This is a genomic window from Robbsia sp. KACC 23696 (genome assembly GCF_039852015.1).
In the GTDB taxonomy this organism is placed as follows: domain Bacteria; phylum Pseudomonadota; class Gammaproteobacteria; order Burkholderiales; family Burkholderiaceae; genus Robbsia.
Map to the genome: position 1 here is coordinate 2,244,511 of NZ_CP156626.1, position 16,327 is coordinate 2,260,837.

General features: G+C 62.1%; 16 protein-coding genes. 6 read left to right on the top strand and 10 right to left on the bottom strand.

Annotation, left to right across the window (positions count from 1 at the left end):
* The first annotated feature begins 227 nt into the window (after positions 1 to 227).
* Positions 228 to 977: a GNAT family protein gene (locus ABEG21_RS09380; RefSeq protein ID WP_347554380.1), complete on the top strand. Its 750-nt coding sequence runs from the start codon at positions 228 to 230 to the stop codon at positions 975 to 977.
* 272 nt (positions 978 to 1,249) lie between these two features.
* Positions 1,250 to 2,077, top strand: coding sequence for a formate/nitrite transporter family protein (locus ABEG21_RS09385; protein WP_347554381.1), 828 nt, complete (start codon positions 1,250 to 1,252; stop codon positions 2,075 to 2,077).
* Between the two features lie 35 nt (positions 2,078 to 2,112).
* Here the strand turns inward: ABEG21_RS09385 and ABEG21_RS09390 are convergent, their stop codons facing one another.
* The 6 genes from ABEG21_RS09390 to ABEG21_RS09415 form a co-directional block, all read right to left on the bottom strand.
* Positions 2,113 to 3,549 carry a PLP-dependent aminotransferase family protein gene (locus ABEG21_RS09390; RefSeq protein ID WP_347554382.1) on the bottom strand — a complete coding sequence of 479 codons (1,437 nt, stop codon included), beginning with the start codon at positions 3,547 to 3,549 and terminating at the stop codon, positions 2,113 to 2,115.
* A gap of 159 nt (positions 3,550 to 3,708) precedes the next feature.
* On the bottom strand, positions 3,709 to 4,287 hold the full coding sequence (locus ABEG21_RS09395) for an invasion associated locus B family protein (protein ID WP_347554383.1): 579 nt from the start codon (positions 4,285 to 4,287) through the stop codon (positions 3,709 to 3,711).
* Between the two features lie 357 nt (positions 4,288 to 4,644).
* Positions 4,645 to 5,937, bottom strand: a complete 1,293-nt coding sequence (nudC, locus tag ABEG21_RS09400) for an NAD(+) diphosphatase (RefSeq protein ID WP_347554384.1) — start codon at positions 5,935 to 5,937, stop codon at positions 4,645 to 4,647.
* 50 nt (positions 5,938 to 5,987) lie between these two features.
* Positions 5,988 to 7,199, bottom strand: a complete 1,212-nt coding sequence (locus tag ABEG21_RS09405; RefSeq protein ID WP_347554385.1) for an arabinose transporter — start codon at positions 7,197 to 7,199, stop codon at positions 5,988 to 5,990.
* A 222-nt stretch (positions 7,200 to 7,421) separates the two neighbouring features.
* Positions 7,422 to 7,949, bottom strand: coding sequence for a DUF3293 domain-containing protein (locus ABEG21_RS09410; protein ID WP_347554386.1), 528 nt, complete (start codon positions 7,947 to 7,949; stop codon positions 7,422 to 7,424).
* Between the two features lie 163 nt (positions 7,950 to 8,112).
* The gene (locus ABEG21_RS09415; protein ID WP_347554387.1) at positions 8,113 to 8,994 is read right to left on the bottom strand and encodes a LysR family transcriptional regulator; all 882 of its coding nucleotides are present in this window, start codon (positions 8,992 to 8,994) and stop codon (positions 8,113 to 8,115) included.
* 252 nt (positions 8,995 to 9,246) lie between these two features.
* On the opposite strand from ABEG21_RS09415, the gene ABEG21_RS09420 reads away from it, so the two are divergent.
* From ABEG21_RS09420 to ABEG21_RS09435, 4 genes are all read left to right on the top strand, one after another.
* Entirely contained in the window at positions 9,247 to 9,855 is a 609-nt protein-coding gene (locus ABEG21_RS09420; protein ID WP_347554388.1) for an NAD(P)-binding domain-containing protein, read from the top strand.
* Positions 9,856 to 9,978: 123 nt separating this feature from the next.
* Complete coding sequence (locus tag ABEG21_RS09425; protein WP_347554389.1) at positions 9,979 to 10,473, top strand: SRPBCC domain-containing protein; 495 nt, start codon at positions 9,979 to 9,981, stop codon at positions 10,471 to 10,473.
* A gap of 42 nt (positions 10,474 to 10,515) precedes the next feature.
* Positions 10,516 to 11,019, top strand: a complete 504-nt coding sequence (locus ABEG21_RS09430) for an SRPBCC domain-containing protein (protein ID WP_347554390.1) — start codon at positions 10,516 to 10,518, stop codon at positions 11,017 to 11,019.
* A 107-nt stretch (positions 11,020 to 11,126) separates the two neighbouring features.
* Positions 11,127 to 11,921, top strand: coding sequence for an SDR family oxidoreductase (locus ABEG21_RS09435; RefSeq protein ID WP_347554391.1), 795 nt, complete (start codon positions 11,127 to 11,129; stop codon positions 11,919 to 11,921).
* 39 nt (positions 11,922 to 11,960) lie between these two features.
* Here the strand turns inward: ABEG21_RS09435 and ABEG21_RS09440 are convergent, their stop codons facing one another.
* From ABEG21_RS09440 to ABEG21_RS09455, 4 genes are read right to left on the bottom strand one after another with little or no spacing between them, the layout of a single operon-like run.
* Positions 11,961 to 13,511, bottom strand: a complete 1,551-nt coding sequence (locus tag ABEG21_RS09440) for a bifunctional 3-(3-hydroxy-phenyl)propionate/3-hydroxycinnamic acid hydroxylase (RefSeq protein WP_347554392.1) — start codon at positions 13,509 to 13,511, stop codon at positions 11,961 to 11,963.
* Positions 13,501 to 14,361 carry a fumarylacetoacetate hydrolase family protein gene (locus ABEG21_RS09445; protein WP_347554393.1) on the bottom strand — a complete coding sequence of 287 codons (861 nt, stop codon included), beginning with the start codon at positions 14,359 to 14,361 and terminating at the stop codon, positions 13,501 to 13,503. Before ABEG21_RS09445 ends, ABEG21_RS09440 begins: the two co-directional genes overlap by 11 nt.
* On the bottom strand, positions 14,358 to 15,263 hold the full coding sequence (locus tag ABEG21_RS09450) for a VOC family protein (protein ID WP_347554394.1): 906 nt from the start codon (positions 15,261 to 15,263) through the stop codon (positions 14,358 to 14,360). Before ABEG21_RS09450 ends, ABEG21_RS09445 begins: the two co-directional genes overlap by 4 nt.
* Positions 15,260 to 16,291, bottom strand: coding sequence for an amidohydrolase family protein (locus ABEG21_RS09455; protein ID WP_347554395.1), 1,032 nt, complete (start codon positions 16,289 to 16,291; stop codon positions 15,260 to 15,262). The genes ABEG21_RS09450 and ABEG21_RS09455 overlap by 4 nt, the downstream gene beginning before the upstream one ends.
* Positions 16,292 to 16,327: the final 36 nt, after the last annotated feature.

The window sequence follows — 16,327 nt, forward strand, 5'->3', positions numbered from 1 at the left end:
CGAATCATGTTTCGACGCGGTCATGCCACATGGCGGTGAGCGGCCGGCGACGCCGGGACGCGGCATCCTATCCCAATGGCGAGCGATCGGCCTTTGCGCTTATTATGACATTCGCCTCGCGCGGACCGGCGCTGCTTGCCCGCCGGATGCCCTTCGATGGCTTGCGCGGACGCAATGACGCCCCTCGCGCGAGGCGGTCCGATCCCTACCCGATTACGGAGCCCTCGATGTCAGCAGTCGTTAACGCGCATGGTCAGCCTGTAGGACAGCCGCTGCCGGATTGGAAAGCGGCACGGCGCCCGCAACGCATCACCCTGGCAGGTCATTACACGCGTCTCGTACCGGTCGACGCGGCGCATCACGCCGAGGCACTCTTCGATGCCTACCAGAATCCGACCGACGTCCCGATCTGGACATATCTGAAAGCCGGCCCGTTCGACACTGTCGGCGACTATCGCGCGTATCTGCAGACCGTCGCCGCCCACAACGACCCGCTGCATTACACGATCTTCGATCTGGACCGCCCTGTCGAAACCAGTGCGGTGGGCACGATTGCCTTGATGCGACAGGATCCCGACAACGGCGTGATCGAAGTGGGCTGGGTTGCCTTTTCGCCGCGCCTGCGCCGCACGCGTGCCGCCAGCGAGACGCTCTACCTGTTGGCGAAATACGTCTTCGACGTGCTCGGTTATCGGCGCCTCGAATGGAAATGCGATGCGCTGAATCAACCATCGCGCGACGCAGCGGCACGTTTCGGTTTTAGCTACGAAGGAACCTTTCGGCAAGCCATCGTCACGCATGGTCGTAATCGCGATACGGCCTGGTTCTCCATGCTGGATAGCGAATGGCCCACCGTTCGTGCCGCCTACGACGCGTGGCTCGCGCCGCACAACTTCGATCGGCATGGCAGGCAACAGCACCGGCTGGCGATCCCCCGCGACGATGCAGGTCATGTCAAAACGGCGATCTCCGGTTGAGCCGAAAGCCCGGCGCGGCACGATGCCGCCGCGCCGGGCAGCACCTTCCGGCAGGTCTGTACACAAGGAAACCTTTCATTCATTACATTTTCTTGAAAAAAGAGTACAGAGGTGCATAATGCCGCCCATTACAGCATCCAAAACGCGTCAAGCCGTCTGTTTCACACGTCGAAACAACGCTGTAGTGAGATCTCGCGCATTATCATGTGCGCCAGATTGACGCACCCAGACAGCGTATTTCAGTACGCTGCGGCACCCCGGAAGACCACACCATGTACGCAGAGACCATCGATAAATTTGCCAAGACGGGCGCCGACAAAGTCGCGCAAATCGCCCGCAATCCCCTCGCCTACCTGATAGGCGCCGCCATGGCCGGCGTCTACATCGGTTTCGGCGATATCTTGATGTTCAGCGTCGGCGTGCACGTCGATCCGGCGTATGCACACCTCGTCATGGGCGGCGTGTTCGCCTGCGCGCTGACCTTCGTGATCTTTGCCGGCTCCGAGCTGTTCACGGGCACGGCGATGTATATGCCGATCGCCGTGTTCCGGCGCCAGACGTCGCTCGGCGGCATGATCGCGGTCTGGATCGTCTGCTGGATCGGCAATTTGATCGGTGCCATCATCCTCGCCGCCATCATGCACACGGCCGGCGGTGGCGTGCTGCTGACCGATGGCGCCACCGGCTTCTACAAAGCGATGACGGTAAAGATGTCGTCGCCGGGCAGCGTTCTGTTCGCCAAGGGCCTGCTGTGCAACTGGCTGGTTTGCCTTGCCGTCTGGATGGCTGCGCGTACCGCCAGCGACTCCGCGAAGTTGGGCGTCATCTTCTGGGCGATCTTTGCCTTCGTCGCCAGCGGGTTTGAACACAGCGTCGCCAATATGTTCATGTTCGCACTGGCGCTGATGGGCGATCACCCGGCCGACGTCACGTTCGCCGGCGCCATCCACAACGAAATCTTCGTCACGCTGGGCAATCTGGTGGGCGGCGCGGTTTTCATGGGTCTCGGTTACTGGCTGCAGGACACTCGCCAGACCGCACCGTCGAGCCAGACCGAACAAGCGACGGGTTCCGTGCAATCGGGCAGCAACGTTCGCTAAGCAACACGGCGCGTGCGATTCGTCACGCGCCGCTTTTATCGCTCCGTGACGGCCGCTTGCGTCATCGCATGCACCATCCTGCCGAGTGCGATCACCGCGCGCTCGATCTGCGGATTCCATGTGTAGCTGTAGTTCAGACGGATGAAATTGCGGTAGGCCCGGGTAGTCGAAAACATATAGCCCGGCCCCACCGTAATACCGGATTGCAGTGCCTGCTCGTACAGGGCCATCGAATCCACTGCCGCCGGCAGTTCGATCCACAGCACATAGCCGCCCTGCGGCGTCGAAATACGCGTTCCTTCCGGAAAGAAACGGCGCACGATCGCCGTCATCAGATGGGACTGCTGTCGATACTGCGAGCGCACGCGTCGCAGATGATGCTCATACCCATCCTTGCGTAGATACTCCGCCAGCGCCTGCTGCTGCACGGCCGAGGTCGTCAGCGTATTCAGAAATTTCAGTTTTTCCACTTGATCGCGGAAACGCCCCGGCATCGCCCACCCCACGCGTGCGGTGGGCGCGAGGCTTTTCGAGAACGAGGAGCAGTGCAGTACCAAGCCCTTTTCGTCGTATTGCTTCAAGGCGCTCGGATGCGTCGTCCCGAAATACAGCTCCTGATAGACATCGTTCTCGATCAGCGGAATATCGAAGCGTGCGCAAAGCGCAACCAGCGCCCGTTTACGCTCGTCGCTCATCTGGAATCCGAGCGGATTCTGGAAATTCGGCATTACCATACAGGCCGCAATCCGCTGCTGGCCCATCGCCAGCTCCAATGCTTGCAGATCGATGCCGTCATTGGGATGCGTCGCCACTTCGAGCGCCTTCATCCCCATCCGCTCGATCGCATGCAGCATCGCATAGAACGTCGGAGATTCCACGGCGATCACGTCACCAGGCTTCGCTACTGCCTGCAAACAGAGATTGATGGCTTCGGTGCCGCCTAACGTGACGATGATCTCGTTCGGATCGACCACCATGCCACTTTCAAGATAGCGTCGCGTGATCTGCCGGATCAACTCGGGATTGCCGGGCGGCAGATCGTCGATAATGCCGGCACCGGGATTACGACGCGCGAATGCATGCACATAACTGTGGATGCGCGCCGACGGATATAAAGTGGGATCGGGATAGGGTGAGCCAAGCGGCACGGCGCTGCCGCTGCCGATCGAGCGCAAGGTCGAGAGGACGAGGTGACTCACGTCCACCGTCGCCGAGACGGCAATCGGAGCGCTGGAGCGAAGCTGCGCGATCTGCGGACCCTCTCCTTGACGACGAACGAAATAGCCGGATTGCGGGCGACTTTCGATCAAGCCGCGGCTTTCGAGCAGCAGATAGGCGCGCAGCACCGTCGTGATACTGAGACGATGATGTTGGCTTGCCTGCCGGACCGACGGCACGCGTTCGCCCGCGGCGAACACGCCCCGTCGAATCTGTCCTTCGATATCGGCGGCCAGTTTCTCGTAGAGTTTCAAACGCTGTCCTTGCTGGCGATCTCCAACCACACGCATCATACCGCGCGGCCGCCCGGTCGACATAGAGATCTACACAAGCAAGCGCGCGCGACTGGCGCGGCGCGGACCGCAGGGCCTACCGCCACGATCCCCTCGGTAACGCGCCACTGCCAGCCCGATTCAGGTCTTCGCGAGCGAAACGGCGCGGTCCACCGCCGGTCCCAAGCCCTGCAGCGGCACCGTGAAGAGCATGCGCCGGCCATCGGTGGCGGCAATGGCGATGAACTTGATATTGGATCCGGAGCGCAACATGCTCAAGGTCTTCGCGTCCAAGCGCAATTGCACCACGCAACCCACCGGCAGGCAGGTTTGGAAGCGCGCGGGGGCGCCACTCGGCGCATTGTCGATCTGCACGGCCACGCCGCGGTCGAGCACGAGTCCGAACGGCATCAGGAGCGTCGCGGCGGTTTCCCCACCACTCGCGGTGGGGGGCGCCAACTCCAACGTCACCACGCGTTGCTGGGTCTTGGGATCGACTTGCGTTTGCGATACCACGCAGGCCTTGGCGCGTTGCTGACCCTGCGTGCGATCTGCGCAGGTGACCGCCCAGTCGCCGTGCATTTCCTTCGTCGCCGTGGCGCTCGCGGTGGCGCTCGCCTGCGCGTGTGCCGACTGCGTCGACATCATGCCGAGCCCGAGCGCAAGCGCACCGATTGCCGCCCAACGGCGTACGCCGACCCCGTGATGCTGGATTGCCATGTTTCACTCCCAAGAGCGCACGCTTGCAAGGGGCAAGGCGTGCCAAATCGTTTACCAGAACGAGCGTGGGCGAAGCGGGCCATGGGAATGACCAACGAATCACAATTGCACGATGTTTTCGGAGACCTCATCGACTACGGCGATAAGGCTGCGATCGTGTCCCTCGTCGTACTGCGGCTCTCGGGAACTCGCGCAACTGCGCAGCGCTCGGCATGCTCGTTAGTCATCATAAACCGGGAAACCGATTGCGCGTGGCAAAGGCCCGTGATTTCATGAAAAACCCCTCTGACAAGCGCTAAAACAGCGTTATTTGAAACAAGCGTTTGTCCGTGCGATGCGTCGGTATCGCGCAAAGCCTCAGTCGAGCACGCCTTCTGCGAAAGCGCGGATCAGCGTCGACGCGATGGCGATGGGCTGAGGCGTCGTCAACTGCCGCGGATGGGTGCGCTGCAACATCTGCAACACCTCCGCGCGATCGAACCAGCGCGCATCCTCCAACTCGTTCTTATCGACTTGCAGGGCCGTGGAAGTCGCGAGCGCGGCGCAGCCGATCATTAACGAGCCTGGGAAGGGCCATGGTTGCGACGCAAGATAACGAACCGCGCCAGTCTGAATGCCGGCCTCTTCCAACACCTCGCGCCGCACCGCATCCTCGATGGCCTCCCCCGGCTCCAGGAAGCCGGCCAGTGCCGAATACATTCCCGGCGCAAACTGCGGCTGACGACCCAGCAGACAACGGGGACCATTCGGGCCGTCGATATCGATCACGATCATGATGACCACCGGATCGACGCGCGGGAAATGCACGGCCGCGCAGGCAGGACATTCGCGCCGCCAGCCCGCCGCGGCAACGCGCGACGCAGTACCGCAGCGCGCGCAGAAGCGGTGACGCACATGCCAATCCAAGACGGCCTTTGCCTGTGCGAGCATCGCCAACTCCGCCGGCGCGATACGCCCTTGCGATGCCAGCACCCGCAGCCCCTCCGCGCGCAAGCGCACCGTGCCAGAAACGCGCGCGGTGGCAGACGGTATCGACGCAGCCGATGCGCCCTCGGCGGCAGGCCAGGTCAAACGGATCTCGGAGAAGGCCGCGTTCACCGCGTCCGGCGCGCGATCGGCGCGCTGCGCAAACCACGGCGCACCGTCCGCATCGATGCCGAGCAAAACGCTTTCTTCATCGGCATTCGCGTGATCTTTTGCATCGGAGGCGAAGCCGGCCCCGGCCAACATACGCGTCAGCGTCTCGTGAAGGGCGTACGGGAGCGCCACGGTGTCCACGCCCGACGCCAGAATCGCATTCAAGGAGACGCCGATGCTACTTTCGAGTTTCACCGCGTCCGGCGGATTCTCCGGGGCGGCGGTATGGGCGGCGATCCCGGCAGCCGACGCCGCATCGGCACTTCCCGCGTCCGCAACATCGGGGCACAGCACCAAGGGCACATCGCCGGCGAACAGGAGGACCCGGGCACGGGGATCGCGACGCAGTCCGGCAACGAAGGCCATGTCGTCGCGCCGTTCGGAACATCGATCGAGCGGATTACCGACGAAACCGGTGCCGATCGCCGCAACTGGATCGCGCCAGGCATCGTGTAGGTGCGCCAGCGGTGTCGCGCCCGTTTCCTGCGTCGGCGAATTGTCGTGCCCCATCATCTCTCCCCCATCGTCCTTTTTGTTATCGGTGCGCTAGCAGATGTGCGTCATTATGACGATTCCGCCGCGGGCTGGCGATGCGCGGATATCGCCGCCGCCAAGCCCAACAAGGCGCAGATGCCGCCTATCAGGAACACCATCGCATATCCGGCATGATCCGCCAGCACACCGGCCACGGGCCCGGTCGCACCATAGGCAATATCCTGGAATGCCGCGAAGCCGCCGACCGCGGTGCCGCGCAACTGCGGTGGCACTTGCTTGACCACCTCGGAACCCATGCCCGGGAAGACCATCGAACAACCGAGTCCGGTGAGCAACGCGCCCACCAGCGCGAGCGCCGGTCCCGGGGCGCTCCATATTAAAAATTGCCCGATGGCTTCGACGATCAAGGACACGATAGCAACGCGGCTGCCCCCGATGCGATCCGGCAGACTGCCGCAGACCATCCGTACCAGCACAAAGCCGACGCCGAATGCCGTCAGTCCCACGCCGGCATAGGGCCAGCCCTTCTGTTGAAAATAAAGCGAGATGAAGGCCCCCAATGCGGCGAAACCGACGCCTTGCAGGCCGACCGCCGCGCCGGCGCGCCAGATGCGCCCGATGATGCGCCAAAAGGACTCGCGACGTCCCGCTTGCGGCGTCACGCCGGCAACGCCTTGAATCAGTGCCAGGCCGAGCAGCGGAAACAGGATGGCCGCGGCCATCACCCCGGCAAAGCCCCAAGCGTCATACAGGCCCAAGCCCAGCGGACCGCCAACGGCGAAGGCGCCATACATTCCCGCGCCGACCCATGCCATGACCTTACCCGAGCGCGGCGCGCCCATCAGCCCAATGCCCCATCCGAGCATCCCTACCACGACGAGGCTTTCCCCTACCCCAAGCAGCAGCCGGCCTGCCAGCAGCACGACAAAACCGATGGCAGCGCCGAAGAACGGCAGCAGCGACAACAGGCAGATCAACGATGCCACGCTATAGATCAATAAGCCACGTCGCATCGCATAGCGGCCGCCATGTTGATCCACGAGCCGACCGGCGTAATTGCGCGTGAGAATCGTCGAGAAGAACGCGATGCCGACCGCAAGGCCGCCCATGGCATTCGACAGATGCAAGCGGTGCACCGTGTACGTGGACACGACCGGCAGCGCCGACGCGACGGCGAGATAGGAGAGGAACAGCGCGAACGCCAGGCGCAGGACCTGCGCGGGCGCGCGGTCGGCGCCTCCAACCTGGTTCGGCGTCGAAGCGGTGGAACGTGTGGACATCGAGTCAATCCCATAAAAAGCGCGTCGGCTTACCGGAACGAAGGCAGGACGCATAGGACACGGCGCCTGGCGATGCGCCGATTTATGTGACCGCTGTCCGCAATGCAAAAAGCGTTCACGCAACCGAGCGCATCCTATCGTCCGGCAAGACGACGGGTTGCGCGTTGGTTGACGTGAACGCTTACGGCGAACCGAGACAGACCGGCCCGCAGCGAGAGTGTATCAAAAAACACGCGGCATGGCGGCACGTCGGAAGCGCGGATGCAGTACGAGTGCCGGAGGTTTGCCATGCTCGACCCACACCACGGCATTCTGATCCCATTCCGTCATCAGACGATCCGCCATCAACACAGTGGGATCAAGGATGAAGACACTTTCTTCCGCAGGCCACTCACCGGTTTCGTGGGCGCCCAATGCATTGAGCCATCGCGCATTACGGGCTTGCAGGCCGCGAATCAGCTCCGCCTGCCGCGCCGCGTTCTCGAGCACCGACAAAGGACGGCTTCGCGGATTCCAGGCGGTGACGAACAGCGCGAACCGCGCGTCCTGCGTCGTCAGCAAACCATCCATTGCCGCACTGCGTGTGCCGATACGCATGATCACCGGTTCGCTCGCGCTCACACGATAGTCGGTGCGCCAGTACGCTTCGAGCAAGTGAGGATCAAGCGCGGACGCCAAGCCTTGGTGTTTATCGGTCAGCAGCTCCCTAGCCGGCCATTGATGCGCAGCGTTCGCTGCGTCTCGCGTCATGTCGATAGCCCGGTATGCATACCACCCGCGTCCTAAAGTCGATCAGTGAATCTATTATACAAAAAATAACAATTTCGATAACGGTGTTATCCGCCGCGATTTCCACGCTTTTTGCGCCGAAAACGGCACAAATCATCAGGAAAATGAAAGGTACAGCGCGGGCCTAAAGTTGCTCGGCAAGGGCCGCCGCCAGAAAATCGCTTGCCAGACGTACGCGCGTCGGCACGAAGCGTCGTTTCGGCCAGATCAAGCTGACGTCTCGCGGTTCATTCATGAACGGGCCGAGCACCGTCATCAGATCCGGAGACCGATATTCCCCGACCAACGATGCGCGATGAAACATGCCGATACCGACGCCGTCCCGGACCCCGCTCAAAATCGTTTCGACACTGTTCGATGACAGATTGCCGCGCACCGGGATGGTGTAACGTCCCTCGGGCCCGACGAACGCCCACTCGGTCATGTCTCCATAAATCAGACAGTTGTGATGCGCGAGGTCGGCCGGGACCTGTGGCACGCCGCGACGGGCGAAATACCCGCGGGCGCCCACGCAGACAAGCCCAGTGGCGGCGACACGCCGCACCACCGAATCCGGGTCGTCGATCGGACTGACCCGGATGGCCAGATCGATGCGATCGTCGACCATATCGCGCAGTGCGTCGGAGAGCAGCAAATCTACGCGCAAGCCGGGATGGGCCGACAACAGATCGGGGATCAAAGGCAGGACATGCAGCCGACCGAACGTCGATGGCGCGGCGATCCGGATCAAGCCGGCGGCATCCAGACGGCTGCTGATCAGTTCGCCGTCCGCCGCCTGGATTTCATCGATCAGGGGCTTGGTGCGCTCGTAGTACTTCTGCCCTTGGTCCGTCAGGGTCACCTTGCGCGTGCTCCGATGCAGCAGCGCCACGCCGAGCCGCTTTTCGAGTGCATTGACCGCCTTGCTGATGGCGGATTGCGATTCCCCGAGCTTGCGTGCCGCCGCGGAAAAGCCCCCGGTCTCCACCACGGCGATGAAGCTATCCAATTCATGAAACCGATCCATTGCCCTCTCCGTCGAACCTTGCTTTTTTGCGGCATCCGCACACGCGTCGTAAGCGCGAGCTTGCCGTGTTTCGGCCATACGCGCGCGAGAAGCGCCCTTGCAATCCGGATTCCGCCGTCCGCATTGTGATCGAGAACATCGCCCGCGATTTATCTCGATTTGGAATGAATATCATCTCACATAGCAGGATTATCACCGCCTCTGGCATCAATTACTATTTTCTCCATGCCCACGTTCTGTAGGAGATACGTCATGCGCCACGCCATTATCGGATTCGGACAAGTTGGCCAGGCTCTGGCCTGGGCTTTCGCACGCAACCATAGAGACGTCGCGGTAGCCGGCCGGCGCCCTGTCTCGGAATTACTGCCGCTGGCGCGGGAGATCGGCCCCTCGGTAAAACCCGTGACGCTGGAAGAGGCGATCGAGGCCGATACCGTCATCCTGGCCGTGCCGTTTTGGGAGCACCGCACCGTCGCCAAGGCGCGTGCCAATTGGCAGGGCCGGACGATCGTCGATGCCACGAACGCGTACGGCGTGCCCGTGGAAGAACTGGACGGTCTTCCGTCCTCAACCGTCATCGCCAAGGCATTCCCTGGGGGCACACTGGTAAAGGCATTCAATCACCTCCCCGCAGCGGTCCTCGCGGCGGACCCGCACCTGCCGGGCGGCCGTCGCGTCGTGTTTCTGGCAAGCGACGACGAACGCGCCGTGACGCAGGTATCGGACTGGGTCGCGCAACTCGGCTTTGCCCCGATCGATCTCGGCACACTCGCTGAAGGTGGCACGCTGGTTCAGGCGCGCGGCCGGAACTGGGCGAAGCTTATTTTTCAGGATCTCGTGAAACCTGACAAAGCGGAATAGCACGCCGCTGGAGCGGCGCGCGTCGAGTGGAGTGGTTTCGTCTCGTCGCGCCAATCCGTCGACACCTTCTACAAAACGTAGATCGATCATTTTTATTACGTAGTCCATACCAATAGAAAAGCCATGTACGAAACCATCCACTGGCCCGAGCATCTGCAACCAAGCCGCAGCCCGATTCACTTCACGAATGAATTGGCGGTCCCCGTGGCACCGGAAACGATTTGGGCCTTGCTCACCGATCCGAAAACCTGGCCGCGCTACTATCCCGGCGTCCAACATGTCGACCTGCTGGACGGCCATCAATCACTACGCCTGGGTACGCGCTTCGAGACAAATCTCGCCGGCCAAGATGTTTTTGCCTCGGTGCAGGAATTCGAGCCGATGCAGCGCATCGCCTGGGGCGGCTATCCGAAGATTGCCCAAGACTCGCAGGCTTATCACGCCTGGATCATCACACCGACGGCCGACGGTTGCCATCTCTGGACGGAAGAAACGATGCAGGGACCGCATTGGATCGCGCTGGCAAAGCATGCGCCCGATGCATTCTGGCTGGCTCACGAGAAGCTGCTCCGAGACTTGGCCGACGTCGCCATCGAATACGAACGGGGCCGACGCTGACGCTAGCGGCTCCCGCTTCCCTCAACCAATGGAGTTTGAAAAATGATCGACAAAGTCATCTGGCCCGAAGCGTTTCATCCGAAAACCTCGCCTATCTACGCACTAAACGATATCGACGTAAAAGCCCCCGCGGATGTCGTATGGAAATTACTGGTCGACGCGGAAAATTGGTCGACGTATTTCCCTCCCGAAGATCAGGTCAAGATCTTGTCCGGCGAATCGGAGTTGAAGCTCGGCACACGATATAGCCGTGTCACTGTCGGCTTCCCGATGCATCTCGTTATCACCGAGTGCATTCCCGGGCGGCGACTTGCGTGGTCGACAACCGTGGATGGCGATGAAACCGGCTCGACCGCCTATCACGGCTGGGTGATTACCCCCACGCCGGAAGGCTGCCATGTGTTGACCGAGGAAACCCAACAAGGCGACTTCTTCCTCGACGTCATCGGTCACCAATATCCCGGCGCGCTGTACCGCTATCACCAGGATTGGGTCGAGCGGCTCGGCCTGGCCGCAGAAGCAGAAGTCGCACGGGCGAAAGCCTGATATCAAACCGTACCGCTAGGCGCGCCCTGCTATCCAGACGCGCTGACGACGTGACACGCGGCCAAAGCGCCGCGAGACGCAGTCTAATTCCATCAAGGGTGATATTCATGCAGATCGACATGACAGGCCGTAAAGCGATCGTGACCGGTTCAACGGCCGGCATCGGTCGTGCGATTGCCGAAGGCTTGGCGCGCGCGGGCGCGTCGGTTGTGATCAATGGTCGAACGCAGGCACGCGTGGACGAGGCACTGCGCGCCCTGCGCACGCAGTTCCCGCAGACGGAAATCACCGGGGTCGTCGCCGATGTGGCAACCCGCGAAGGGTGCGCGACCTTGGTCGACAAGGTGCCGGATGCGGATATCCTCGTCAATAACGCAGGCACCGCGCATTTGAATAATTTCTTCGAGCAAGATGACCAGGAATGGCTCGATCTGTTCCAACTCAACGTGATGAGCGGTGTGCGGACCGCGCGTCACTATCTGCCGAAGATGATGCAGCGCGGCTGGGGACGCGTCGTGTTTATCAGTAGCGAATCCGCCTTGAACATCCCCAAGGAAATGATCGACTACGGCGTTACGAAAACCGCCCTCCTCGCCGTCTCCCGAGGGCTCGCGGAATGGGTCGCGGGGAGTGGCGTGACTGTCAATGCCATTCTGCCTGGCCCGACGAATTCCGAGATCCTGTCGAATTGGATGACGTCGGCGGCGCAGGAGCAAGGGATCAGCGCGGCGGAGGCGGAACAACAATTCTTGAATAGCGCACGCCCCACGACGCTGATCAAGCGCTTTGCCACCACCGAAGAGGTTGCGAACATGGTCGTCTATACGTGCTCGAATTTCTCCTCGGCAACAACCGGCGCGGCATTGCGCGTGGACGGCGGCGTGCTGCGCTCGATTGCTTGAGGGGCCGGAGGTGGCGGCGGGCTTTCGAAGAATGGCGTCTTATTGCAAACGGCCATGCCACTCCGCGAGTAAGGCCCCGACGTCAGCAGGCGAGGCAGCCGTGCCGAAGACGTAATGATCCGGCCTCACAAGTGCGGCGCAGCACGCATGCGTCGCCATCCAGCGAGCCAGAACACCGTCCACCTCCTGCACGTCCCGACCGAGCTGCACGCGCGTTACGCCGTCGACCACGGGTGCATCGACACCCCCTGTCGACAGTAATCGCCAACCCGCGCCATATGCGTCGTCGAACCGCATGGGTGCATCGCCTTCACGGCAGACCCACGGCTGTGGAAAAAGGGTGCCTCGGGCACTGCCCGCGTGGTCCGAGAGCAGGCCGCGATCCAGAGCAGGCAGCACCGCTTGGCGCGGTTGATCCTTGATCTGCCCTGCCTGCTCGGCCAGCAACTGCGCGTCACGCGCCCGCGCGCGTATCGGATCACGCTCGCAAATGACCGAGCCGATCTGCTTGATGCGTGTCGTCAGCTCTCGAACGTGTGCCTTGCGTTCCTCGCCATAGCTGTCGAGCAAGCGCTCGGCCGCCGGCCCCACCACCGCAGCGTTCAAGACAGACGCCAGTTTCCAGCTCAGGTTCGCCACATCGCGCAGTCCCTGGCACATACCTTGACCGAGGAAAGGGGGCTGCTGATGCGCGGCATCGCCTGCGATAAAAATGCGACCGTCGCGCCAGCGATCGGCCACCAGTGCGTGGAAACGATAGCTCGCCTGCCGCCATAGCGCCCCGTCCTCGGGTCCGATCCAGCGCGACAGCAGTTCCCACGTGCGCGCAGGCGTGGCCGCCTCCAGCGGATCCTCGTCCTCATGCAAGGAGATTTCCCAACGTCGGTGATTTCCTGGCCCGATCACGAAGGTGCAGGGACGATTCGGATCGCAGTACTGGACGCTCGTGGTTGGCAGCTTTGCCAGTCCTTTCTCGTTGACGACGACGTCGACGACAAGCCAGGGCTCGTCGAAATCGAGATCTTCGAGCTGAATCCCCGCACCTTCACGAACGGCACTGCGCGCCCCGTCGCAGCCGATGACATAGCGCGCCTCGACATCGCTTTCGCGGCCGTCGGAATGCTTGATACGCAGCGTCGCATGCGACGCCTGCTGCGCGACATTCACCACTTCGACGCCAAGCATCACGCACACGTTCGGCATGCCGTGGACATGACGGCGCAATACCGCCTCGATCGCCGGCTGTGTGAAGACGTTCGAGGGGGTATAACCGAGCGGATAAGGCGGCGCGACCATGGCAAGGCGCTTGATCAGTTGACCGTCGACCCCGTAATACTCCGACGGCGTGAAAGGCTCGACGTGCGGCATCACCTCATCGATCACACCGAGTTGCTGGAACACGCGCAGGATCTCGTGATCGAGCGCGATCGCGCGCGGCTTATCGTAGATGCCATGCGCTTGATCGCCCACCCAGACGGTGAGCCCGTGTTGTGCCAACAATCCCGCGGCGACGGCCCCCGACGGCCCGAAGCCGACGATGGCGACGTCATACCGCGCCTGTTGCAGCGACGCCTCCATTTCAGACCTCATCGACGATCGTATTGACCAGCACGCCGATGTCACCGATTTCGACTTCGACACGATCGCCGGCTTTCATCCAGGCCGGCGGGGTACGGCTCTGACCGACCCCGGCCGGTGTACCCATCACGATCACATCGCCCGGCTCCAAAGTCAGACATTCGGTCAACAGCGAGATCGTCTCGGCAACGCTCCAGATCATGTCTTCCGTGTTGGCGTCCTGCATGATCCGACCGTTCACGCGACACTGAATCGGCAATCCGCTCGCACCGGCCGGCAAGGTATCGGCGGTTACCAGCACCGGACCGAAGCCGCCCGTCGCGTCGAAGTTCTTGCCGATCGTCCACTGCGGGGTGCGCTTTTGATAATCACGGACCGACATATCGTTGAAACAGGTATAGCCGAACACGAGATCAAGTGCCGCGTCCTGCGATACATGCTTGCCCCGTGTGCCGATCACGACGGCCAACTCGGCCTCGTAGTCGAATCGCTCCGACACCTTGGGGCGCAGCGCTTCCTTGCCATGCGCCAGAAGCGAGCTTGCGCCCCGATAGAAAAACCACGGATAGTCCGGCTTCTCGCGACCGCTCTCCTTTGCGTGATCATAGTAGTTGAGCCCAAGACAGACGATCTTGCCGGGCTCGGGAAGCAGAGGCGCGAATTCGGCCTTTGCGAGCGACAGACGCGGCGCATCGGAGCGCAGCACTGCCCCGGCGAGAGCATGCAGATCGATACCTGCCAGCAACGCTTGTCGCAGATCCGACGGCGCGTCTGGGGATGCATCGGACAGGTCGATCAGCGCATCGCCGTCGACGACCGCCAAGCGGGCCGCGCCTTGGCGAATATAGGTGGCAAACTTCATTGGGAACTCTCCGGTTGGAAGTGGACGGCGCGTTGTGCGTCTTTCAGGCTTGCGCCTGGAACAACGGAAATGCCCCACTGGTCGATTCGGCCAGGCGGCCATTTCCAGTCTTCGGGACCACCGGCCAGATAGCTGTCATCGATCTGCTGCACCTCGGCGGTGTACTCGATTACGACGCCATCGGGTCCGACGAAATAGTTGAACGCGTTGTTGCCCGGGCCATGTCGTCCAGGGCCCCACTCGATCACATAGCCGGCATCGCGCATACGGCCACCCCCTCGCATCACCGATTCGAGATCCGGCATCAGGAAAGCGATATGGTTCAGTGCGTCATTGTCGGTGTCGCCGATCGCCACGCTGTGGTGGTCGTTATTGCAATTCATGAAGGCCATGATCCGCGTACGGTCCGACAGGCGGAAAGCCAGTGCCTGTTCGAGGAAGCGCTGCGTGGCCGCCACGTCATGACTGTTGAGCACCACGTGTGCGAGACGACTCGGACAATCTGCCTTCGGCGAAGCATCGCGGTGGCGCTGATCGCCATGCACCACGCGGAACACGCGCCCCATCGGGTCGCCCAGCGTGACGCCTTGTCCCCCGCCCGGCTCATCGACGATACCCGGCGATGTCAGAATGCGACCGCCGGCTGCCACGGCCGCTTGCGCGATCGCGTCAAGCGCGTCGGCGTTGCGGGCCGTGAAGGTAACGTCGCGCAGCGCGACACGATCGCCCCGATGCAGTGACAGCACATGATGTGCATCGCCGGTCGCGCGCAGATAGACTGCGGTCTCGCTTCGGTCAGCGACCGTGAGATGCCATGTATCGATATAAAAGCGGGTGGATGCGTCGACATCGGGAACGATCAAGGCGACGCTGCGGAGCGCCGAAATCCAAGGGGAACTCATCGTGAAGTCTCCAGGCCGAGGAAGCGCTCGGCATTGTGATAAGCCAGCGCGTGCGCGTCCGCCGTGTCTAGGCCGGCGGCGGCGATACGCGCGATCGGCGTACGGTCGTGAAAGTTGAACGGATAGTCGGTCCCGACTAGCAGTTGCGACGCGCCAAAGCGATCCACCAAGTGACGCAACGTCTGCGCGTCGAAAACAAGTGTGTCGTAATACAGCTTGCGCGCCTGCTCGGCCGGTGACGGATCGACCGATGTCTTCAATGCCGGAAACGTCTGCCAGCCCTGCTGCAGACGCGGCAGCAGCGATGCGAGCGTGCCGCCGCCATGGCTGAATGCCATGCGTAGATCAGGAAATCGAACGATCAGATTGCTAGTGAGACACGATGCGGCGGCCAAGCCCACATCGGTCGGATAGGCGAGCACCTGCTGCAACGGTGCCGGCCCCACGAGTCGATCCATGCCCGTCGGCTTCAGCGCATGAACGAAGACCGCTGCGCCCATCGCTTCGCATGCTTCGAAGAAAGGATCGAAACGTCGGTCGCCGATCGGCACGCCATTCACATTGCTACCGATCTCCACGCCCGCAAAAGACAGCGAATGCATCACGTAGCGCAGCTCGTCGATTGCGGCATCGATGTCCTGCAACGGCACCGCACCGAGCCCCACCAAGCGGCCACCGGACTCGCTGACCATCCTGGCAATCTCTTCGTTCAGATAGCGGATCAGCGGCGTCGCTTGCGATGCCGACATCCAGTAGGACAACAGTTCAGGCATCGGCGACAGCGCTTGAAGACGCAGGCCCATGTCCCCAAGATCGGCCAAGCGCTCCGCGACGTTCCAACATTTCTGAGAGACCGTCCGATACACCTTGCGATCGATCATCACGTGGCAATGGCAAGCGTGCGCGGGCACCGTGGACGGCCAGGCGGCAGGTCTCGCGCCGGCGCCGAGCCACGCGGGAAACGTCGAGGGAACGACGTGCGCATGGACGTCGATACCGAGAGAGCGGAGGGAGGTGTCTACTTGCATGGCCCCCAGTATCGAAGTATCCTCGACATCCATCAA